The organism is uncultured Catenibacterium sp. (assembly GCF_900540665.1).
Taxonomy (GTDB): Bacteria; Bacillota_I; Bacilli_A; order Erysipelotrichales; family Coprobacillaceae; genus Catenibacterium.
Genome location: NZ_UQGV01000017.1, coordinates 1 through 22,358, shown reverse-complemented (window position 1 = coordinate 22,358; position 22,358 = coordinate 1). Strand labels below are relative to the sequence as shown.

25 protein-coding genes and 1 pseudogene are annotated in these 22,358 nt (G+C 34.1%); 15 read left to right on the top strand and 11 right to left on the bottom strand.

Going from position 1 to position 22,358, the window contains the following annotated elements:
* Positions 1-7 precede the first annotated feature (7 nt).
* The 8 genes from metF to QZQ55_RS03805 all read left to right on the top strand — a co-directional run bounded on the left by metF (position 8) and on the right by QZQ55_RS03805 (position 8,400).
* Positions 8-871 carry a methylenetetrahydrofolate reductase [NAD(P)H] gene (gene metF / locus QZQ55_RS03840; protein WP_295090091.1) on the top strand — a complete coding sequence of 288 codons (864 nt, stop codon included), beginning with the start codon at positions 8-10 and terminating at the stop codon, positions 869-871.
* Positions 868-1,515 carry a vitamin B12 dependent-methionine synthase activation domain-containing protein gene (locus QZQ55_RS03835; protein ID WP_295090089.1) on the top strand — a complete coding sequence of 216 codons (648 nt, stop codon included), beginning with the start codon at positions 868-870 and terminating at the stop codon, positions 1,513-1,515. The genes metF and QZQ55_RS03835 overlap by 4 nt, the downstream gene beginning before the upstream one ends.
* Positions 1,515-3,887 carry a homocysteine S-methyltransferase family protein gene (locus QZQ55_RS03830; RefSeq protein ID WP_295090086.1) on the top strand — a complete coding sequence of 791 codons (2,373 nt, stop codon included), beginning with the start codon at positions 1,515-1,517 and terminating at the stop codon, positions 3,885-3,887. Before QZQ55_RS03835 ends, QZQ55_RS03830 begins: the two co-directional genes overlap by 1 nt.
* A 2-nt stretch (positions 3,888-3,889) precedes the next feature.
* On the top strand, positions 3,890-4,999 hold the full coding sequence (locus QZQ55_RS03825; RefSeq protein ID WP_295090084.1) for a prenyltransferase/squalene oxidase repeat-containing protein: 1,110 nt from the start codon (positions 3,890-3,892) through the stop codon (positions 4,997-4,999).
* Positions 4,999-5,706 (top strand): DUF4430 domain-containing protein, encoded by a 708-nt coding sequence (locus tag QZQ55_RS03820; RefSeq protein WP_295090081.1) that lies wholly within the window; start codon positions 4,999-5,001, stop codon positions 5,704-5,706. Before QZQ55_RS03825 ends, QZQ55_RS03820 begins: the two co-directional genes overlap by 1 nt.
* Complete coding sequence (locus QZQ55_RS03815; protein WP_295090078.1) at positions 5,690-6,235, top strand: hypothetical protein; 546 nt, start codon at positions 5,690-5,692, stop codon at positions 6,233-6,235. The genes QZQ55_RS03820 and QZQ55_RS03815 overlap by 17 nt, the downstream gene beginning before the upstream one ends.
* Before the next feature lie 114 nt (positions 6,236-6,349).
* The gene (locus QZQ55_RS03810; protein ID WP_295090075.1) at positions 6,350-7,141 is read left to right on the top strand and encodes a DUF4866 domain-containing protein; all 792 of its coding nucleotides are present in this window, start codon (positions 6,350-6,352) and stop codon (positions 7,139-7,141) included.
* Between the two features lie 2 nt (positions 7,142-7,143).
* A complete protein-coding gene (locus QZQ55_RS03805) occupies positions 7,144-8,400 on the top strand; it encodes an aromatic acid exporter family protein (RefSeq protein ID WP_295090072.1) in 1,257 nt (418 codons plus the stop codon).
* Between the two features lie 230 nt (positions 8,401-8,630).
* Here the strand turns inward: QZQ55_RS03805 and QZQ55_RS03800 are convergent, their stop codons facing one another.
* The 3 genes from QZQ55_RS03800 to QZQ55_RS03790 are packed head-to-tail and all read right to left on the bottom strand — an operon-like array spanning position 8,631 to position 10,286.
* A complete protein-coding gene (locus QZQ55_RS03800; protein WP_295090069.1) occupies positions 8,631-9,074 on the bottom strand; it encodes a dUTP diphosphatase in 444 nt (147 codons plus the stop codon).
* Between the two features lie 58 nt (positions 9,075-9,132).
* A complete protein-coding gene (locus QZQ55_RS03795; protein ID WP_295090066.1) occupies positions 9,133-9,687 on the bottom strand; it encodes a manganese efflux pump MntP family protein in 555 nt (184 codons plus the stop codon).
* A gap of 2 nt (positions 9,688-9,689) precedes the next feature.
* Positions 9,690-10,286 carry a YigZ family protein gene (locus QZQ55_RS03790; protein ID WP_022424525.1) on the bottom strand — a complete coding sequence of 199 codons (597 nt, stop codon included), beginning with the start codon at positions 10,284-10,286 and terminating at the stop codon, positions 9,690-9,692.
* A gap of 95 nt (positions 10,287-10,381) precedes the next feature.
* Between QZQ55_RS03790 and QZQ55_RS03785 the strand changes: the two genes are divergently transcribed.
* The 5 genes from QZQ55_RS03785 to QZQ55_RS03765 all read left to right on the top strand — a co-directional run bounded on the left by QZQ55_RS03785 (position 10,382) and on the right by QZQ55_RS03765 (position 14,475).
* On the top strand, positions 10,382-11,242 hold the full coding sequence (locus QZQ55_RS03785; protein WP_295090063.1) for a DegV family protein: 861 nt from the start codon (positions 10,382-10,384) through the stop codon (positions 11,240-11,242).
* Between the two features lie 52 nt (positions 11,243-11,294).
* Positions 11,295-12,191, top strand: a complete 897-nt coding sequence (locus tag QZQ55_RS03780; protein ID WP_295090060.1) for a hypothetical protein — start codon at positions 11,295-11,297, stop codon at positions 12,189-12,191.
* Positions 12,192-12,304: 113 nt separating this feature from the next.
* Positions 12,305-12,925: a hypothetical protein gene (locus QZQ55_RS03775; RefSeq protein ID WP_295090057.1), complete on the top strand. Its 621-nt coding sequence runs from the start codon at positions 12,305-12,307 to the stop codon at positions 12,923-12,925.
* Positions 12,889-13,923 (top strand): YafY family protein, encoded by a 1,035-nt coding sequence (locus tag QZQ55_RS03770; protein ID WP_295090054.1) that lies wholly within the window; start codon positions 12,889-12,891, stop codon positions 13,921-13,923. Before QZQ55_RS03775 ends, QZQ55_RS03770 begins: the two co-directional genes overlap by 37 nt.
* 9 nt (positions 13,924-13,932) lie before the next feature.
* A complete protein-coding gene (locus QZQ55_RS03765) occupies positions 13,933-14,475 on the top strand; it encodes a hypothetical protein (protein ID WP_295090051.1) in 543 nt (180 codons plus the stop codon).
* A gap of 13 nt (positions 14,476-14,488) precedes the next feature.
* On the opposite strand, the gene QZQ55_RS03760 is transcribed toward QZQ55_RS03765, so the two are convergent.
* Positions 14,489-14,788, bottom strand: coding sequence for a hypothetical protein (locus QZQ55_RS03760; protein ID WP_295090048.1), 300 nt, complete (start codon positions 14,786-14,788; stop codon positions 14,489-14,491).
* A 367-nt stretch (positions 14,789-15,155) separates the two neighbouring features.
* On the opposite strand from QZQ55_RS03760, the gene QZQ55_RS03755 reads away from it, so the two are divergent.
* Entirely contained in the window at positions 15,156-15,518 is a 363-nt protein-coding gene (locus QZQ55_RS03755) for a hypothetical protein (protein ID WP_295090045.1), read from the top strand.
* Here QZQ55_RS03755 and QZQ55_RS03750 read toward each other — a convergent pair.
* Both QZQ55_RS03750 and QZQ55_RS03745 read right to left on the bottom strand, forming a co-directional pair.
* The gene (locus QZQ55_RS03750; protein WP_295090042.1) at positions 15,515-16,354 is read right to left on the bottom strand and encodes an HAD family hydrolase; all 840 of its coding nucleotides are present in this window, start codon (positions 16,352-16,354) and stop codon (positions 15,515-15,517) included. The two genes, QZQ55_RS03755 and QZQ55_RS03750, sit on opposite strands and share 4 nt — an antisense overlap.
* A 60-nt stretch (positions 16,355-16,414) precedes the next feature.
* The gene (locus QZQ55_RS03745; protein WP_295090039.1) at positions 16,415-17,029 is read right to left on the bottom strand and encodes a Crp/Fnr family transcriptional regulator; all 615 of its coding nucleotides are present in this window, start codon (positions 17,027-17,029) and stop codon (positions 16,415-16,417) included.
* Between the two features lie 70 nt (positions 17,030-17,099).
* Between QZQ55_RS03745 and QZQ55_RS03740 the strand changes: the two genes are divergently transcribed.
* The gene (locus QZQ55_RS03740; RefSeq protein ID WP_295090036.1) at positions 17,100-18,416 is read left to right on the top strand and encodes an MATE family efflux transporter; all 1,317 of its coding nucleotides are present in this window, start codon (positions 17,100-17,102) and stop codon (positions 18,414-18,416) included.
* Positions 18,417-18,433: 17 nt separating this feature from the next.
* On the opposite strand, the pseudogene QZQ55_RS03735 reads toward QZQ55_RS03740, so the two are convergent.
* The 5 genes and pseudogenes from QZQ55_RS03735 to QZQ55_RS03715 form a co-directional block, all read right to left on the bottom strand.
* Positions 18,434-18,775 (bottom strand): annotated as a pseudogene (locus QZQ55_RS03735) (P-II family nitrogen regulator); the annotation flags it as partial.
* A 189-nt stretch (positions 18,776-18,964) separates the two neighbouring features.
* Entirely contained in the window at positions 18,965-19,396 is a 432-nt protein-coding gene (locus QZQ55_RS03730; protein WP_295090030.1) for a hypothetical protein, read from the bottom strand.
* A gap of 163 nt (positions 19,397-19,559) precedes the next feature.
* Positions 19,560-20,486, bottom strand: a complete 927-nt coding sequence (gene pfkB, locus QZQ55_RS03725) for a 1-phosphofructokinase (RefSeq protein ID WP_295090027.1) — start codon at positions 20,484-20,486, stop codon at positions 19,560-19,562.
* 168 nt (positions 20,487-20,654) lie between these two features.
* Positions 20,655-21,212 (bottom strand): hypothetical protein, encoded by a 558-nt coding sequence (locus QZQ55_RS03720; protein ID WP_295090024.1) that lies wholly within the window; start codon positions 21,210-21,212, stop codon positions 20,655-20,657.
* A 95-nt stretch (positions 21,213-21,307) separates the two neighbouring features.
* Positions 21,308-22,150: a MurR/RpiR family transcriptional regulator gene (locus QZQ55_RS03715; protein WP_295090023.1), complete on the bottom strand. Its 843-nt coding sequence runs from the start codon at positions 22,148-22,150 to the stop codon at positions 21,308-21,310.
* Positions 22,151-22,358: the final 208 nt, after the last annotated feature.

Sequence of the window (22,358 nt, the reverse complement as noted above, 5' to 3'; positions counted from 1 at the left end):
AGTATCAATGAAAATTATTGATTTATTAAATGAAGATAAAGTCACTTTATCTTTTGAAGTATTTCCACCTAAGACAAGCAGTAAATATGAAAATGTCTTAAAGGCTGCAGAAAAGATTGCATCTTTAAATCCAAGTTTCATGTCTGTGACTTATGGTGCAGGTGGAGGAACAAGTGCACATACCGTGGCACTAGCGAAAGATATCCACGAGAAATATGGTGTTGAAGTCATGGCGCATCTCACATGTGTCTCTTCTACAAGAGAACATGTAGAGTCCATGGTTGAACAGTTTAAAGAAAATGGTATTGAAAACATCATGGCATTAAGAGGAGATATTCCTAAGGATGGTCAAGTGGGAGAAGACTACCAATATGCCTGTCAGTTAATCAAGGAACTTAAAGAGAAGGGTGATTTCTGTATTGGGGCAGCATGTTATCCAGAAGGACATGTAGAATCACCTAGTATTCAAGAAGATATCCAGCATCTAAAAGAAAAAGTAGAAGCAGGTGCAGATTTCTTAACAACTCAGATGTTCTTTGACAACAATGTTTTCTATAACTTCTTATATAAAATTAAGGAAGCTGGTATTAATGTACCTGTAGTCGCTGGTATTATGCCTATTACTAATGCGAAACAGGTCAGTCGTGCTGTACAGATGTCAGGTACATCTATTATTCCTTATCGTTTTAAGATGATGGTGGATGCATTTGGTGATAATCCTGAAATCATGAAGCAGGCTGGTATTATTTATGCATCTGAACAGATTATTGATTTAATTGCGAATGGTGTAAAACATATCCATGTTTATACTATGAATAAGCCAGATGTTGCGGAAGGTATTATGAATAATTTATCGGAGCTTCTTAAATGATCAATGTAAATCGTAAAGAAGCTTTACGTTATTTAGGATACCGTCAATCCATTGAAGGTGATCTCACAGAAATCAATAATGCACTAGATCATTGTATAGAAGTATTACAGAAAACAGCTGTACCGCGTCATATTGTGAAAAGATTCCCTGTCACAATAGAGAATCATACAATCACCATTGGTGATATGGTGATTCATAGTCGTAATTTAGAGAATAACTTAAACGGCTGTCATGCCGTTTATCTCTTTGCGGCTACAATTGGAATAGAAGTCGATCGTTTGATTAAACGTACAGAACTGACTAAGATGAGTGATGCAGTCATCTATCAGGCAGCGGGGGCTGCTATGATAGAAGCCTATTGTGATGAAGTGAATGAAGAACTCAATCAGGAGGCTCATAAGAATAATGAATTCTTAAAGCCACGCTTTTCGCCTGGTTATGGAGATCTTGCATTAGATCATCAAAAAGATTTTATGCGTATATTACAGATGGATAAGATTGGTATCAGTTTATTAGAAAGTCTCTTAATGGTCCCATCTAAATCAGTGACGGCGATCATTGGTATTACACATCACACACAGCCTCGTCATACGAAGGACTGTGCCAATTGTCCTGCACAATGTGAATTCAGGAGGGTAAAGTAATGGGATTTAAAGAAAGACTGACAAAAGAATGGTTATTCTGGGATGGTGGTACTGGTTCAGTACTTCAAAGCTGGGGCCTACAGGCTGGTGAACTACCTGAAACATGGAATATCATTTATCCAGAAAAGATTATTGAATTAAATAAAGGTTATCTAGAAGCAGGATGTGATATCATCAACACCAATACATTTGGTGCCAATAGATTAAAATATCCAGATAACCTAGAAGAAATAGTCACAAAAGCAGTAGAACATGCAAAAAAGGCAAGAGAACTTACAGGACGTGCTAATGCCCTGATTGCGCTTGATTTAGGTCCTACAGGTAAGCTCTTAGAACCACTAGGAGATTTATCATTTGATGATGCTGTAGATATTTATGCAGAAGTCATTGAGTATGGAACTAAAGCGGGGGCAGATATGATTCTTATTGAAACAATGCAGGACAGTTATGAATTAAAGGCTGCCGTTCTTGCAGCTAAGGAACATTCAGATCTTCCAGTATGTGCCACTGTCGTATTTGATGAAAAAGGTAAGATGTTGACAGGTGGTACACCAGAATCAGTTGTTGCCTTACTTGAAGGGTTACATATTGATGCATTAGGTATTAATTGTTCATTAGGTCCTCGTCAAATTAAGCCATTTGTAGAAAGAATGATTAAAGTTTCTTCTACACCAATTATTGTGACACCTAATGCTGGTTTGCCTCAGACAGATGATGAAGGTCATACTTATTATGATATGAGTGCAGATGAATTCGCATCAGAGATGAAAGAGATTGCCTCATTGAATGTGCATGTACTTGGAGGATGTTGTGGAACAACACCAGAATATCTATCTAAAACTATTGAATTAGTTAAAGATTTACCTATTGAACCACCTGTAAAGAAGAATATTTCTGTTGTGACTTCTTTCTCACAGGCTGTCGAAATAGGTCCTAAACCAGTTATTATTGGGGAACGTATTAATCCAACAGGTAAAAAGAAATTCAAACAGGCCTTACGTGATGGAGATATTAACTATATCTTATCTGAAGGTTTAAAACAGGAAGATGCAGGAGCACATATTCTAGATGTCAATGTAGGTCTACCAGAAATTGATGAACCTAAGATGATGGTAGAAGTCATGAAGAAGTTACAATCTGTAATTGCATTGCCATTACAGATTGATACATCAGATCCAATCGCCTTAGAAGCAGCTTTAAGACATTATAATGGGAAAGCTATGATTAACTCAGTCAATGGTAAACAGGAATCCATGGATGCTGTTTTCCCATTAGTAAAGAAATATGGTGGTGTGGTTGTAGGACTTGCCTTAGATGAAGCAGGCATTCCAGATAATGCGGCAGATCGTATTCGTATTGCGAAGAAAATCTATAAAGAAGCAAGTAAATATGGTATTGAACCTAAAGATATTGTGATTGATGGATTGGCTATGACTATTTCTTCAGATCCTACTTCTGCCATTGCGACATTAGAAACACTACGTATTATTAGAGATGAACTTCATGGACATTCTATTTTAGGTGTTTCTAACATCTCTTTTGGTCTTCCACAAAGACCAATCATTAATGCGAACTTCTTTACTATGGCAATGCAGTCAGGACTCAGCTGTGCAATCATCAATCCTTCATCAGAAGCAATGATGAAATCATATCGTGCCTATCTCGCCTTAAGTGGTTTAGATACGAACTTTACAGAATATATTAGCGCCTATGGTAATAGTGCACCAGCTCCTGTAAAGAGTGAAGCGGTTGATATGTCTCTATATGAAAGTATCAAGCGTGGTATGAGTGAAAATGCAGGTAAAGCCACTCAAAAACAGCTTGAAACTAAAGAAGGACTAGAAATTATTAATGAAGAACTAATTCCTGCCCTTGATGAAGTAGGGAAAGGCTTTGAAAAAGGCACAATCTTCCTGCCACAGCTGTTAATGAGTGCTGAAGCAGCGAAAGCAGCCTTTGCAGTGATTAAGGATTCCATGGCAGGAAAACCAAGAGAAATGAAAGGAAAAATCATCATTGCGACAGTTAAAGGTGATATTCATGATATTGGAAAGAATATCGTGAAGGTTATGTTAGAAAACTATGGCTATGATGTCATTGATCTTGGTAAAGATGTACCACCTGAACAAATTGTGGATACAGCCATTAAAGAAGATGTAAAATTAGTAGGACTTAGTGCTTTAATGACAACAACAGTTGTGAGTATGGAAGATACAATTAAGTTGTTGAAGGAAAAGAAGCCTGATACATTTACAGTTGTAGGTGGAGCCGTTATGACTCAGGAATATGCAGATCGTATCGGTGCAGATTGTTATGCGAAAGACGCAATGGAAACAGTGCGTTTTGCGGATAAAGTATTTGGAGGAGAATAAAAATGAGAAGATTATTGACAGTTATAACTTCAATCGCATTAACTTTTGCGTTATCATTTTCAGCCGCTTTTGCGAGTGATGATGCGTTAATCAAATCACAGAACTATTTAAAGACAATTACTTTAGATAGTCCTGATGCTGTTATTGCGTATGAAGCAGCAGGATTTGAAGCAGATGGTAAAGCTGATGCTTTATTAAACAACTTTAAGGATGTAGATTATACAGCTGCCTCTTATGGTGACTTAGCGAAGTCTATTATCGCAATTTCTTTATTAGGTGAAAATCCAAAAGATTTCAATAAGACTAACTTAGTTGAAATCCTAGAAAATAGAGTACAGGAAGATGGTACTCTTACAAATGATGTAAATGGTGGATGTGGGGCTACTATTTGGACATTAATGGCTTTAGAAACAGTAAACTCACCTAAGGTAAAAGCTGTTGCAGATAAGTTATCAACTATGGCTATGGACAATGGTGCTTACTGGTATGAATATCAGGGACCAAATGCTGATCTAGATACAACTGGATGGGCTATGGAAGCATTAAGTGTTGCAGGACGTTCTACTTATGATGCAGCTATCTCAAAAGCATATACTTTTGTACAGTCTAAATTAAATAGTACAGATGGTTCTTATGATATTGGCTGGGGTGGAAATGCGGATACTCAGTCTTGCGTATTAGAAGGATTATCTGTTGCAGGTTATACATTAGATACAAATGCATATAACTATTTACTTTCTTATCAGAATGAAGATGGTACATTCAATGCATTAAACTACAATACATTCAAGTTAGAACCAAATGCTTATGCATCAGTAGAAGGTGCAAGAGCACTTGGTGTAATCAATAACGGAAGCTTTGTATTAAAAGCTAGAAAAGACTATACAAAGACTACTACACCAGTAGTGACTGAACCAGAAACACCTACAACGCCTACAAAACCTAGTACAACTACACCAGCTGTAAAGCCAGAAACAACTACTACTGAACCAAAGAAGGAAACAGTAAAAGTAGTTAATACAGGTGATAACACAAATGTGATGGCATATGTAGTGGCAGCTATCGCAGCTGTTGGTGTGATCGTATTAGTTATTAAAAGTAAAAAGAAATAATGAAGAAACTCACAACTAAACAATTAGCGATTGCCTTTGTCGCAATCGCTTTTGTCTTTATATTTGGCTTTACAGCTTATCGTGGTATAACTGGACAATTCCAGTCTCAGCCTACTATTAGTAATGAAGTAAAGAGCATTACAAAGAAGAAAGATATTTCTAAAAAAGAAGAGACAAAACAAATAGAGTCACAAGAAGAATCGAAGAAGACTGATTCAAAATTATCTGATTCTTCTAGTAAACAAGAGACTAAGAAGCAGGAAACAAAGAAAAAAGAGGCAAAATCTTCTTCTAGTAAACAAGAGACAAAGAAGACAGAAACAAACAATTCTTCTAGTAAACAAGAAACCTCTGCTCCTCAACAAGTAGAACCACCTAAACAGGAAACACCTATAAAACAAACTGTTTCAGTACAGGTGATTGGAGTAAATAGCACAATGATGCAGGGGAATATAGAAGTGAATAGTTCTTCTACAGCTTATAGTGTATTAAGAGAACTTGCAAAACAGAATGGGAAGAGTATCTCTATAAAGGGATTTGGTTCTACTGTTTATGTATCAGGAATAGATGGATTAAAGGAATTTGATCATGGACCAAGTTCTGGATGGATGTATAAGGTCAATGGCACACCGCCTAATATTGGGGCAGGAGCCTATAGAGTAAAAGCAGGAGACACAGTCATCTGGTATTATGTTAATGCACAGTAATAAGACAAGAGAAATCTGTCTCATAGGTATTCTCTCTGCAGTGAATATTGCCTCTAGAGTGGCAATGCAGGCCTTACCTAACTTTAAACCTGTTACATCTATCATTATTATATCTGTACTCTTATTTGGATTATCTTTTGGAATTAAACTCACAGTAGTCACTACGATTGCCTCCAATATGATCTTAGGTATGGGAACATGGACAATCTTCCAGATTCTTTCATGGGTTGTCATCTGCTTACTTACTCAATTTATCAGTGATTTCTATAAGAAAATCAACAAAGAACCCCCATTACTTCTTATGGCTCTCTATGCCTTTTTAATGGGTTATGTCTTTGGATTTATCGTCTCACTCGAACAATTGATTATTGGGGGTCCTGTTTGGTTTGGTATTTATTATGCTCAGGGGCTCTTATTTGATACATTCCATGCAATAGGTAATTTTGTCTTTTATTTACTTTGTGCACCCATACTTATGCGTTTATTTAAAAAAGAAATGTCTCAATATACAAAAGACTATTATAAGTGATTCAGTTGCGAATCACTTTTTTGTCATGTAATAAACATATCATCAATATCTGAAAGATACATTTTACATATGATATAGAAAGTCTATAATCACAAGTGGATGGAGGTTAAAACTATGACACCATTATTTCCACGTGTTCACGAAGTAGAGAACATATTTCACAAAATACTCGCAAGTAAAGAAGCTTGTGCAAGACTGAGAGAAACATTCAATTCAAGTCTAGAAGACTTTCAGGGATCAGAAGAATTAAATAATGAGACCTTTTCAAAAGTCATTCTAGATAGTTATTCAAATCAGGATATCAGTGCATTATTACTCGCTATATGTGGTAAATCTATGTTTGATTTATTACGTGATGCTTATTTGATTCCTCAAACATTTCATGGTAAAGCAGGAGAAAATCCAGTACTACTTACATCACCTTCTGGAGACCTGTTAGAAGGGAAGGATGTCTCACACCATACAATGAGACGTTTTAAAAATATCCTTTCGCAACATCAGCCTGTTCCCCGTTCCCTTGTTTATCTGGCTGATGGCTATGATATAGAACGTTATTATAAGCATGATGGCTCAGTAGACCAAAGAAAAACAGATGCAGTCAGAGGTATCTTACTTCTCTATGCACTTCCTGATACAAAGAAGCTTCATCTCTCAAGAGCGCAGGTTTATGCAATCATCTGGGATACATTCTTCAGTATTCAAAAAGAAGCACCTCTTGCTCGTGTCTATTATGGACAAGAAACAGGAGAGAAGAATGATAAAGACTATGATGAAATCGCAATATTACTTCCTACCCATTTGTTTAGAAGACAGATGGTTGAACATATGGAAATCATTGATGGATTAGTTCTATCTTGTAGAGAAAAAATGATGGCTGAAGCCGGTAATGATAGTTTGGAGTTGTAATTATGCCTAGAATCGGATTACGTATTATTAAGACAAGTATTGCCGTTTTTATCATCATGGTATTATTCACTCTCTTTGGTGTACAGAGATCACCTTTCTATGTCCTTATAACCACAATTATCTGTATTCAGCCAGATAAAGAGAATGAAAAAAACCAGGCACTTGTAAGAGCTTTAGGTACACTCATTGGTGCTATTACAGGTGCAATTGTCATGTTTTTACAGCCTTTCATCCATATTGATCTCGCATGGGATTTACTCAATGCATTATTTATTATGCTGACTATTTACTTAACAGTCTTATTTAAAGTACAGCATATGGCATTTATGGCCTGTGTGGCTTATCTAAGTGTTGCAGTTATTCCCCATGCTGGTATTTCACCTTATGCATTCTTATTCTATCGTGTCTTAGATACATGTATTGGTGTAGGTGTAGGTTATCTTGTCTGTACATTACACCTGCCAGTTAAAAGAAGAAATGATGTTCTCTTTGTAGCTGAACTTGATGATATGGAACAGACAGCACACCAGCAATTAAATAACTTCAATAAAACACAATTGAATAAACTTGTAGATGATGGGGCACAATTTACAATCATCACAAAAAGAACACCAGCATCCATGCAGGCAGAAATAGAACATCTTAAATTACATCTACCAGTAATCGCATTAGATGGCGCAATATTGTATGACGTACCAAAAAACGAATTATTATGTACCTATTCCTTACCACAAACATTAGGTTCAAAGATTACTCGATTATTAGATGATAAACATCTTAATTACTTCTATCACGTTCTCAAAGACGATGTATTATTGACATATTATAATAGTTTCGACCAGTCCGAACAAATGGACTATTATGATATGATGCGTCAATCCCCTTATCGTAATTACATCTTTGGTATGCCTACACATTCCTATCAACCTCTTTATATCAGTATTCTTAATACAAAAGAGATTATCTATGATATTATAGATGACTTGATAGACTTAGGATTACATAAACAATTGCGTTATTTTGTAGAAGAAGATTATTTTAAAGGCATGTGCTTACTTAAGATACTTTCTTATGAAGCGACACCTCAAAACATGCTGGAAAGATTAAAAGAAAAGTTAGATATTAAAGAAAGTCTTGTCTATGGTTCATCTGATTCAATATGTGATGTCATAGTACCGGACAATGATTTCAATAGTATAGTAAAAAGTATTCATAATGAATATGAAGGAATTCAAATGAAAAGAAGACAGCCACAATAGGCTGCCTTCTTTTCGTTCATGGGGGAGTCTTAATGTATATTCAATTCATGATTAATATCATGGATTTTTTTATTTGTATACTTATTTGCAACTCCCATGATTAAAGCACTTAATAATACTGCAATAATAGTTAAAATAATATAGATCATAAGAATCACCTCTTTCATGACTATAATATACATGTAAGTTGTGTAATTCGTATGTATTCTCTATGTATTTATTATGTTTTTTTACAATCCTTCTAACATATCATCAAAAGTAATACCTAGAGAAAAACCAAAATGGAAATAATCATCCAAAGCATCCTGTAGCTTAATAGGACTATAACCATTTCTTAAATCTAGAATATCCTGATTGACTTTAAAGATTAGATCAACAGAACTGTTTTTTTTAGGCATTTCTTCATGATTCTTGATTTCATCAATCTGTAAGTCATACGCAATACTTATTAATAAGCGCATACCTTCAATATAAGTGTCTAAAAGAGCGTTTTGATCAACCTGAGTATCTTTATCCCAGAATGTATAAACATGTCCTAATTCTCCTGTATTATATACACATTGCATAAATGCAAGAAGTTTATGGTCAATCTTCTTAATATCTAGAATCTGACCTTTAGGAATATCTAATTCTCTGTTTAATACTAACTGATATAATTTTGATAATTCATTCATTTAAATCACCTCTTATATACTATTATAGTCAATTAGAAAAGAGAATCACGTAGATTCTCTAAATAATCCCTAAACCTTCTATTAAAATTTTAATACCTATTATAATAAGAATAATACCACCAGTGATCTGTGCTTTCTGTTCATATTTATTTCCAAACACATGACCAATATAAACACCTGCAGACGCAATAATAAATGTCGTTAAACCAATAATAGAAATAGCCATGAAGATATTGATTGATTCAAAAGAGAAAGTAATACCTACTGCAAGTGCATCAATGGCAGTCGCAATAGCCAGCATCAACATTGTCTTCCAAGAGAAGTCATCATTCTGTTTTTCTTCTTCAAAAGATTCTTTAATCATATTGATTCCAATAAATGCGAGTAATATAAAGGCAATCCAGTGATCAATAGAATCCACTAAACCACTAAATGCAGAACCAAGACAATAACCAATAAATGGCATTAATGCCTGGAATCCACCAAACCATACACCACATAATAGTATATTCTTAATAGATAACTTCTTTACAGATAATCCTTTACATACAGATACCGCAAAAGCATCCATAGACAAACCAATACCAATTAATAATATTTCTATACTAGACATCTTTACACCTCAACAGGAATATAATCTTCCTTTACAACCTCATAATGCATATTGGATGCAGTCAGTTCATTAAGTTCATCTAAGAAAGATGTATCTCTTAAATAAACATCATAATGAACTTCTTCGTCATACTCAGTATTCATTAATAATAGATTCTTAGATTGTATTAAATAAGATACCTTACGGCTGAAGTGATAGTCAACACTAATACGATAAAGTTTGACGAGTTCTTTATCGACTATTTCTGCTTCTTTTAAAGCATCTGCAACACTGTTTGTATAAGCACGAGTCAATCCTCCAGCGCCTAGCTTAATTCCACCAAAATAACGTGTCACAATCGCAATCACATTATCAATCTTCTGTCTCTGTAATACATTCAACATGGGAAGTCCAGCAGTGCCTGATGGTTCTCCATCATCATCGGCTTTTTCTAAAGGACCGACACGATAAGCAACACAGTTATGTGTTGCATCATCTTTAGAATAGAGTTCTATTAAGTCTTTGATTTCTTTTTCATCATTACATGGAATCAGGGTTGTAATGAACTCTGACTTCTTAATAATGATTGTATTTGTCGTTGTTTCTTTAATTGATCTCATAGTTTCACCCGTTCGTATTATATCCCATTGGTTGTAAAATAAAAAGAAATAAACTATAATATACATAGTGAATTATCACTGATGGGGTATTAAAAATGAGTAAAATAGCAATTATTGCAGACAGTGGCTGTCAGATTGATATCAATGGAGAGCATGAAGGTATTTATATTGCACCATTATGTATTGGTCATGGGAGTCAGACATATTTAGATCAATTAGAAATCACAAGTCTTGATGTATTTAATCAGATGAAGGACACTGATGATATGTATACAACATCTCAGCCTTCGACTGGTTCTTTAATAAAGGCTATGGAAGATGCGAAAAGAGACGGTTATGATGAGTTAATTGGGATTCCTATCGCAACTGGTTTATCATCTACATTAAATGGTATGCAGGTTGCAGCTGATACAGTAGAAATGCCTATTACTTTAATCGATTCTCAAGGAACAGCACATGTTCAAAAAAAACTTATTGAAGCAGCACGTTATTTAGTAGAAAAGGGTCAGTCTGTTTCTGAAATTAAAGAAAAGCTTGAAGATATGGTTAAGCATTCAGGTACAATTATTTTTACACCAAACTTGAATCACCTTAAAAAGGGTGGGCGTATTACGCCTGCAGTCGCAATGCTTGGCAATATGTTGAAGCTTGTTCCCGTTATGGAATTAAATAGTGAATTAGGTGGTAAGATTGATACTTTAGGCAAAGTAAGAACAACACGTAAGGCATGTAAGATGCTTGCTGATCGTGCTATTGAAAGAGGCGCAAATGCGAAAGATTATACATTTGCGATTGAAGATGTTCTTGTACCTGAAGAAGCTCAGCGTGTAAGAGACTATCTTGAAGAACAATTAGGTCCATGTCAAGTTACCATGAGAGAGTTACCAAGTGTTGTAGGTGCTCATATGGGAATTGGTGGTGTAGGAATCCAATTCATCAAAAATCTCGCAGAATAGGAAGCAGATGATGAATCTGCTTTTTTTGATATAGGAAAGGAGGAAAATGCTCATGCAAAGAGAATTTGAAATGGTTGTACAGACAAGTGCAGCCACACAAAGTATACGTTATTTATTAAAAAGCGGTGATATGACGTGTATCACAAAGGGAGAGATTACTAAAAGACTAGAAGCGGCAGTTCTTTTGCAGGATTTAAGTTGTCAGGATGTTATAACAAGTGGTGAAGTCGTAGAGGATATGCTGGAGAATACCTATGAAGATTATGATGAAACATTAAGAGACTCTCTTAAGACTCATGGTATTACATTTAAAGACTATACCTTTGCGGTTACTTATAAATATGATGAAGAAGCTGTCTTTAAGCCTTTCTTCTCTAGACAATATGGTGCAGACTTAGGTTTTTCACTCCCATTAGTAGATGATATGAAATATGCGAATATGTGTGTATGTCTCGCATTAATTAAATTATCAAGAGAATATGTACGCACAAGTATAGGAATAACTCATGATTATACAGATGTGAAACCTAGCATTCATCTTACATTTAAACCAGGTATATTCATACCTAAGCTACTCACAGAAAAACCATATACAGAAATGACATTCAATGCAGTCTATGCTGCAATATATAAGCTACGTGCCGCAATACGTTTCTTCTCATATGATCATACAGAAGAAGCTTATAAGAAGTGGATCACTTTGATAGAAGAAATGAGTACTCGTCCTTATGATGGTATATTAGATGATTTAGATGAATTAGACTATGTGCCATCACAAAAAGAAGAACTTTATGTATATGAAGATAAGGTCAATGGTGGAGGTACTGTTCAGTGCTTAAATAACTCATTTTATGCATTAATACTCTGGGCTGCTATATTGACTAAAGTCATGAATGAACAGTTCTTATATGAAACAAACTACCCAGATATGAACTTGTGGGATTACTAAACAAAAAGAAAATATTCAAAACACCTATAAATAGGTTTTGTCAGTACAAACTTTAACGCATTAATTCTTTCTCTTCGCTATAATAGTGTTAGAAAAAAGAGGAGGGAAAGAATATGTTAGAAAGTTATAAAGAAATTACATCAATCTCATTAAATAAATTAAAGGACTATTTAGATGTCATTGATGTATATCATGATTCATTTATTGATACTTGCAGAAGTCAGAAGAAAATAGAGGCTCATATTAAAACACATCAAAAGAAATACTTAGGACTTGCTTTAAAGAAACTCTATGAAATTGATGATATGCAATGTCTAGAAAATCATCTTGTAATGATTGAGTATTTATTTGGAGATCATCCACGTATTCAATCATTGAATAAGAAGTTATGTAACTATATGCTGCACAATGGATCACCAATAGATGTGTATCGTATTGTGAGACATCTGATGCCTTTCTCATATCTTGCACTTATTTCTATATTAGTAGAGAAAGAAGTCATTACTTATGCACAGGCTGCTTACTTCTCTTTAGTAGAAGAAGATATTGAAGGGGCTTATGACTACTTAGATAAATACGAAGTGGAACCAGATGAATCACTTTTAAATCTTTATGCATCTTATGATTTGATTGGTTATTTCCTACTTGTGGATCATTATAGTAAAAAGGTATCTTACCAGGTATCAGGAGGCATAAGATGGGAGAAAAAATGTGGGCTGTCTTCTCATTATTGATGGATTCAGAAGAATGTATCAGTGCAGAAGAAATACAGCGTCAATTAGAAGAAAAAGGTTATGATATTGGTTTAAAAGCTGTTTATGCAGTGATTAAACAGATCAATGCATTTACATCTTTAATGTTTGGGAAAGAAATAATTAAAGCAGTCAGACGTTTTGGTTATATTATTGAAACTGGCTATTTTGATGAAGCACAACTACAATTATTGATTGATATGGTGAATTATCGTCAGGACTTAAGTAGTGCAGATAAAATAGAATTAATTAATAAACTATTAAAATTCTCTTCTGCAAAACAGAAGGATTATTTAATCATTCCTGAATTAGAAGAAGATGAAGAAGAAGTTTATTCACTTAGTAGAAACTTAAAGATCATTACTTCCGCAATACGTAATAAGAAAGATATACGCTTTAAGTATATCGATTATGCAATCATTGATGGACATCCTGTAGAAACACATTCTACAAAAGGGAATGCTGGTATTAGTCATGAATATTATAATGTAAGTCCTTATAATACAGTTATTGTGGATGGTCATTACTATTTACGTGCTTATTATAATAAGCATAAGGATTCATTGACTACATTCCGTATGGATCGTATTAGAGATTTACAGTATAGTCGTACTTATTATTTTGATTTTGATGATGAAAAGAAGATTAGTGAATCTTTAAGGCAGTCTTTAGAGAAATCAATGAATAGTTTCTTTGATGGTGAAGAAATTACATTACATATTAAGTTTGATGCAGCACTTATTAGAGAAGTTGTTTCTCGTTTTGGAAATGAGATTACTATGACTAAGACTGTTCCTCCAACTGGTTATAATAATAAGCAGTTATGGTATGAAACACGTATTGAAGGTATTATCTTTAATACAGGTTTAATGAACTGGATTAGACAGTTTGGTCCTATGATGGTTGTAGTAGGTCCAGAAAAATTAAAGGATTCTATTGTATCTGCATTAGAAGAGAACTTAAACTACTATAAAAAATAGGGGACCACTATGTATATATTACAATTATGTCAAGGTGAGTTAAGTACCAATGTTGGTTTATTTCATACAATACAGCAAGGTAGAGAGTTTATATCACAATTACATGGTTATCACTATGAAGTGATAGAAGGATTTGAGTATGAATACTTTGATCCTACTATTGTACCTGATTATGTAGAACTAAAATATAATGGTCATATTGTACCTTTTACTACATATATGTTTACTGGTGTTGGAAGAGTAGATATTTATTGGAAAGAGATTGTAGACTTATCTATACCAGGATATGGAATGATTGAAGGAGCAACAAGAGTGGATGCTTATTCTATTCCTAATAATGAACTTAAGGATTATATAGAGAAAAGAGAATATAACTATATATGTGTTAAACAATACTTAGAATCTAAAGGCTATGGGGTAGAGAGAGCTTATTTTGGTTCTGAAGATGGCGAAGCCATCTTATATAGAGATAAAGGAGATTGGCATTTCTTGACACATATGGATCCTAGTTTTGTGGAATCTGAAGACATATTAAAAGACTTAGGCATTTAGGGTCTAAGTCTTTTTATGCAATCATATTATTTATCTTATCTTTTAAAGCACTATAATAACGACGGCTAATAGGAATAGAAGTCCCATCTATAAGAAGTGCAGAATCTTTTGATATCCCCTGTACCATCTTTAAATTAAGCGTTCTATAGTTATCAGATGACTTCGGAAGAGCATAGTTCTTTTCATAGTTAAGATATTTACCTTCTGCAAAGTAATGCTGTCTGATGTTATAGATTGCCTGATTAGTAAGGTTTTTCGCTATATGACATAACTTCTTGATGGAACGATAGTCTTCCTTGGACAGATGCTTCATCGGCTGTTTGACTGTAAGATATTTACACTCCTTTCTGTAGATTTAGGAAAAGAAGTTTCCTATATGTATATACCATTCTTACTCCAGAATTTCTCAATTAGATGTACTAACGGCATTCATCCCCCCCTAAAAAATTTTCATATTGAGATGGGTAGTTCTTCCGTTTCTTTAGATAAATGATTATATATGAGCTTCTTAGTCTCTAATATAAATGGGAAATCATTAAAGAAACTCATCATGCATAAAACAACAAGTAGATGTCATGAAATGTGATATAAGGTGTGTTTATTTCGTATAAGAAGTGAATGCCTTTTCTTCTAGCAGTTAAGGGTGAAATTTGTTAGAATTTAAGTAAGGGAGTGATGATATGAGAAAGAAGAAGTTTATAATAGGTTTATCTATTATTGCAGTTATAACTCTTTATTTTGCTTATCATCGCTTTGAAACATCTATTCCAGTAGATATAGATGCACCTTATGGTATTACCTGCACAACAAGTAGATCACGTATGGTAGGTGACTATTACAGTCTATGTCTTCATATCAAGTCATATAAGTTCACAGAACAATATATCAATATTCAGATTAAGACATATGACAAGTATGATGATTTACGTGAATACAGTACAACATACAAAATAGACAGAAAAATACCTTTTAAGTTCTCTACAGATACAAAACAAGACATCAAAAAAGTCGTTGTGAGCATTACACTCACAACGGCTTTTTAGATTAAACCTAAATGCTTAAACGCATTATAAAGTCCATTATCATTGACATCAGTAGTAATATAATCAGCTGCTTCTTTAATTTCAGGGCCACCATTACCCATAGCGACATTATAAGCACAACATTCAAACATTGATAAATCAATCTTTGCATCACCAAAAGAAATAGTATCCTTAAAGTCTGCACCAAGATGTTCCATTAATACTTCAATCGCATGTCTCTTAGTAATACCAGTAGGACCTAAATCACCATATAAGGCTACTTCACCCTTACCACCCCATGTATTCGCAATAAGGTCAGGGAATTCCACCTTAGAATCTAAATGATCCTGATAAGAGCTTAAGATAAAGCTGATCTTATTCACATCATCTCTATATAAATCTTCACCTTGTAAATGAATAAATCCATCCATGAAGGCTTTAGAAGATTCCTTTGCTTTCTCTAAATCAGCCCCTTTACCCTGAGCATACTTAACCATTGTTTCAGGGCCCTGTTCTAACATATAGTCATTGCAGTACATACCACTATTGGCTTCTAAATAGAATCCTAAGTGTCTCTCATTACACCAATCTACAATATGTTTTACATCTTCCTTTGATAATCCTTGATGCATTACAACTTCATCATGGTCTTCTACATAAGCACCATTACCACCAATCATACCATCTAAATCACATAAATGACGCTGTAACACTTCAGCCTTAGAACATCCTGTACAAATATAAACTTTATGTCCATTTGCACGTGCCATATCTACTGCCTTTGCTGCTGAAGCAGGTAGTTTTGCTTCATAATCAATTAATGTACCATCTACATCTAGAAATATTATTTTTCCCATATTTATCTCCTTTGCATGTTTTCATTATACATAAACTATATCGTAAACGATATCAATCCATCATATTTTGAAACGATAAATCCCTTTTCCTGTCTTTTTAATCACATTCTTTTCTACTAACTGACATAAAACTCTTTGTAGCTGTCTTCTACTACAGTGAAGTATTTCTGATGTTTTTTCTATTCTTCTTAATATATGATCATCACACTGATATTTCATATATGCGATAACTTTCTCTTCCAGACTCATAAAGTTTTGATCATGCTGTACAGTTTGAATAATATCTACGCAGGAATGAATGACTGAATGTAGAAACAACACATCTTCATTCAACTCTTTCTCATATCTTAGTGTATCAATACTTAATACCATTACATTCTCTAAAGCCTCTACAAATAAGTGAGGTTTTTTTTTTGTGACAAACTCAATATCTCCAAGAATAGGTATTTCTTTCTTTACACCTGTCACAAACTGTCTACCATCTGCCTGAATTGAATAAACATTTACGCTTCCTTTCACTAAAAAATAAATAGAATGAAAATGAAAAGAAGGCTGAATCAATAACTCTCCTTTCTCAAACTCAAACATCTGAAGACTTACATTTTCTAAATGAACATAAGAAGATATAGACTCACTATACTTCTCTATTAACTGTTTATCTTTTATCTCTTTCATATCTCTATTGTGACATATGACACAATAAATCACAAACAAAACTGATAAGATAGGATAGGAGGTTAATACAATGAATGAATTATTTGAAACAATGCCTGTCAAGAAAGCTTACTTTAAGATTGCTTTACCAGTAGTTCTTTCTATGATGGTCACTTTAGTTTATAACTTAGTCGATACTTTTTTTGTATCACAAACACAAAATACAAATCTTGTTGCAGGTGTCTCATTATGTGCACCTCTATTTACATTAATGATTGCTTTAGGAGATATATTTGGACTAGGAGGCAGTTCAGTAATCTCTCGTTTATTTGGGAATAAAGAAACTGAAGAAGCAAGAAGAGTCAGTGCTGTATGCTTTTATTATGCTATTGGGGTCTCTCTTCTTACTTCTTTAATCATGATTCTATTTAAGAATCCTATTCTTTCATTACTTGGAACAGAAGCATCTACAAGACCTTATGTTTTACAGTATTATCATGTGATTTCAATTGGTGGAGTCTTCATTATTCTATCGATGATTCCTACAAATCTTATCAGATGTGCAGGACATGCTCAGGATGCTATGATAGGTACAATTCTTGGTTGTGTTATCAATATCATTCTTGATCCTATTTTCTTATTTGTATTTCATATGGAAGCCACTGGTGTCGCAATTGCGACTGTATTCTCTAATTTTGTTACAGATGCATATTTGGTTTATGTGATTAAACGTAAATGTCCAGAACTCAGCGTTTCTTTAAAGGATGCCCATTGTGATACACGTCATATAAAAGGACTCATTTTTATTGGTATCCCGGCTTCTCTTACAAATATTATGCAGTCTTTTGCAGTCACTCTTACTAATCAATATTTACGTCCCTATGGATCAAATGCGATTGCCAGTATGGGGATCGCGTTAAAAGTCAATATGATTATTATGATGGTTCTTGTTGGCTTTGCCTTTGGTGCACAGCCACTTATTGGATATTGTATCGGAGCACACAATAAAAAGAGACTTAAAGAAGTCTTACGCTTTGATGCTTTAGTCATTATATCTTTTGCTTGCGTTATGACACTTATATTATGTCTCTTTACACCTTCTATCATGTCATGTTTCATGAAGAATCAAACAATTGTCTCACAGGGAAGTACAATGTTGAGATGCTTATCTATCTCTACACCCTTTGTAGGGGTTGTATTAATATTCACAACACTCTTTCAATCAGCAGGTTATGCGACAGGGGCAATGGTCATCTCTTTATCAAGACAGGGTGTGATATTCTTTGTTGTAATGATTGTCCTTACGGCATTATTAGGCTATATGGGTATTCTTCTTGCACAATGTATCAGTGATATCATTACACTTATTATAGGTTTATTACTCGTCAAAAAAATGAGGCTCGAATAATCGAGTCTCATTTTTAGTTAGTCTTCATAGCTTAAGGCTTCAGGACCTTGTTCACCAGAAGAAATTCTTACGACATTCTCTACATTATAGATAAAGATCTTACCATCACCCATATGACCAGTGTATAGAACACTTCTTGCTGCATCTACAACTGTCTGTACAGGAATACTAGACACAACAATCTCAGCCTTTACCTTAGGCAATAACTGGATGTCAACCTTAGCGCCTCTATAATAAGCAGTCTGTCCTTTTTGAACACCACAGCCTGATACTCTTGTCACTGTCATACCAGTAACGCCAATATCGTTCATAGCAACTTTTAAAGCATCCATCTTTTCTGCTTTCGCAATACTGACTACTCCCACGGGCAAGCCCGTGGGGTTCTGATTGCCAAGTGTAGCTTGTAATCGTACATCATTTTCAGACTTTGGAGTTACAAGTGTAAATCTATTTGAATCAGAACTTTCATTACCAAGCAGTCCAGCGACCACATTAACGGTAAATTTCTACTTTCGTAAGGAAGTGTAATCGGTCTCCCTGAATATGTTTTACGCTATCTTAATTCCGCTATTTAATACCTTGATCTCGTTAGCCTTAATCCATTCGATTAGTGCTTTTTCTTTGCTGTAACACTTATCAAACTCAGAAATACATTTGCTTTTATCTATATCTTTGGTTCTGTAATCGTAACAGTATAATAGGAATGATGAATACCAGTCTCTTTGTACCTCAGTACCATCTTGTAGCTTATACATTCGGTCAGATAGTTTCTTTTTGATATAGTCATCAACAGTATGATCATATTGACTTGCTCTGTAATCATTGGATACTTCAATATATATACCACCTGATATCTTGAATTTCTGTTCTACAGCAGCTTGAAATCCAGAAGGACATCTGTTCTTTATGGATTTGCCAAATCGCTTTTTCTTATTAAACTTGCCTTTGCTATTGACCGTAGTTTCTTTAGTTCTTTTCATAAGCCTGCCTGCATTTTTAGGTTCTGTGATAAATATATCTCCAAGACTTCTTAAATGGTTAGCGTCTTCATTTATTGCAAGCTGTCTGTTTATGGCATTGATGCGACATAACTCAGAATGTTTTGCTTTCAGTTTCTTATAATGATTAGAATATTTCCAAATCTTATGATCTTTTTTGAGAGTACTTTAATTGTGCGAGACATTCATCAATGAAGTCTCTTTTCGCAAGTGAATATGAGAAAGCTGTTGCTCCACCACATGCAGTACCAAGTGCTAAAGCTTCATCATAATCTCCATTATTTAAATAACCAGCCACAAAACCAGCGACCATAGAATCGCCAGCACCTACAGAATTCTTTACTGTACCCTTACATACACCTAAACGATGTGTACCACCATTTTCATCTACTAACAAAGAACCATCACCTGCAAGTGAAATCAATACATTACGAGCACCCATTTCCTGTAGCTTATTGGCATACTTTACTAGATCTTCTTCAGTTTCTAGCTTCACATCAAAGATTTCTTCTATTTCATGATTATTAGGTTTAATCAAGAATGGATGATAAGCTAATACATTGACTAATAGCTGTCCAGTGGCATCAACTACAAACAAGATACCCTTATTCTGTAATCTTTCTAGAATCTCTTCATAGATTCTAGGACTAATGCATTTAGGAATAGAACCAGAAAGTACTAATACATCACCCTCTTTTAATGTATCAAGCTTTTTGAATAACTTTTCTACATCTTCATCAGTGATCTGAGGTCCCATACCATTTATTTCTGTTTCTTCATCACTACGCATCTTTACATTAATACGTGACATACCTTTTTCTACCTTGATGAAATCAGTCTTGATATCATACTCACTCTTAGCACGACGTACAATTTCATCACCAGTAAAACCAGCCACAAAACCTAAAGCTTCAGATTCATAACCTAATTCTTTAAAAATTGCGGAAACATTAATGCCCTTACCTCCACAGAAAATATGTTCTTCACATGCTCTGTTGACTAATCCCTGTTGGAAATGATCAACTGTGATTACATAATCTAATGCAGGATTAAAAGTTATTGTGTAAATCATTTACATAATCTCCTTTTCTTGTAAAAAACTTTTTTATTACAATGCTATTATATGGTGTAAAGGTTTTCTTTGTCAATAGATTTCATGTAAATAATTTACTTTGTATAATACTAAAAAAGTATGACATTTAGGTGCAAAAACACCTTTGTCATACTTTAAATATAATCATTATATCAGTACTTCTAGATAGGTTCTCATAATCTCTCCACACTTGCACTTGTCAGCGTAGCGTATGAGTTGATTAAGGTTTCTATCTTTTCTTCTCAAATAATTGACTAATACTTCTTTTGCTGTATCTATACCCATTCTGTCCCTATAGTAGATAATATCTACGACTATTTTTTCTATATCATATATACGTATATTATTGTTTTCTTCTATTCCTATATTATATCTATAATCAGTATAGTAGTATAGATCAATACTTGGCCAATCAGGAAAAGTAGAGACTCTTGATTTTCTTGGAATCGCAACATCTACACTATGAGGCATATAGTCAGTAAGATCATAGTAAACTGCAGCACTCATAAGACATATGACACCTTGAGGGATATATGCTGGTATATAAGAGAAGTCTGTTATTTCTCCTATATAGTTCATATTCTCATAGTATCTCTTATTGAGTTTTCTAAGAATCCCTTCTTTTACTAGTTGATTGATTTTGTAGTAAGTAAGTCCTTTTTCTTTTAGTTCTTTACCTGAAATAATCATTTGATTCTCAAACACAACATTGCCTCCTTGTTCGGCATATTTTTGTTTTGCCGTATTTCGTTTAAATTATAACATAAGAAAACAGATAGTCATTAAGCTATCTGTATGTATTATCTCTTATCTACCGCAAACATCTCTTCACACTGGATCATAGACTTATGTGCATTCTCTACCATCACTGTTAAGAATAAGAATATAATCTCTATAACAGTCATTGCAGAAACTCTAGAAAAACAGAACTCATCAAGAAAAAGTTTTTCTCTTGTTGCAGTTGTAATATGATATTGTACTTCTTCTCCTATGGCAGAATGAGAACTATTAGTAATACCTAAAGTCTTAGCCCCATTCTTATTGGCTATCTTAACCGCTTCTAATACTTTATCTGATTCACCTGAGTTACTAATTGCAATCAGTACGTCTCCTTTACCTAAAGTAAAAGAATAAGATAACTGCGTTTCCCATATAGTACCTGCAGTTGTAGGAATACCTAATTCATTGAACTTAAACGCTGCATCAATGGCTACAGGAATTGTATTTCCTACTGCTACTATCTGTACCCTGGAAGCATCTTTAATACCCTCTAGAATCTCTTTAAATTCGTCTGTATTAATCAAATTGACTGTCTGTTTAAGTTCAGTGATCTTATTTGCAAGTATATTCTGTAATGATTGCGGGATATCTTCTAATGATATTTCATTTGATATTTCCCCACCTTTATGTGTATCTACAAGTTCCTGTGCTAAAGAGACCTTTAACTGGGCAAACCCCTTTAAACCTACCTTACGACAAAATCTAGATACAGACGCAATAGAGACATCACTTGTTTCTGCAAGTTCAGATACAGTCATATCTACTACTTCTTTTGGATTATTTAATATATACTTCGCAATCTTCTTTTCAGCATCAAATAACTGATCATATAACACAGTAATATTATCTAAGACACTACTCATCTTCATTCTCCTTCTATAATGAAATTCCTTACATCGTCATGTTACCATAAAAAAAATGTTTTCACAATCAGATGGAGAAAATGAGAGGAACATATATATTCTACTCATTTAAGATGCATCCTGCAATAATTTGTATCTATTATCTTTTTAACATTAATCATATCAGTATTGTGATCAAATTGCTTCTTACCATTATTAATAAGAATGC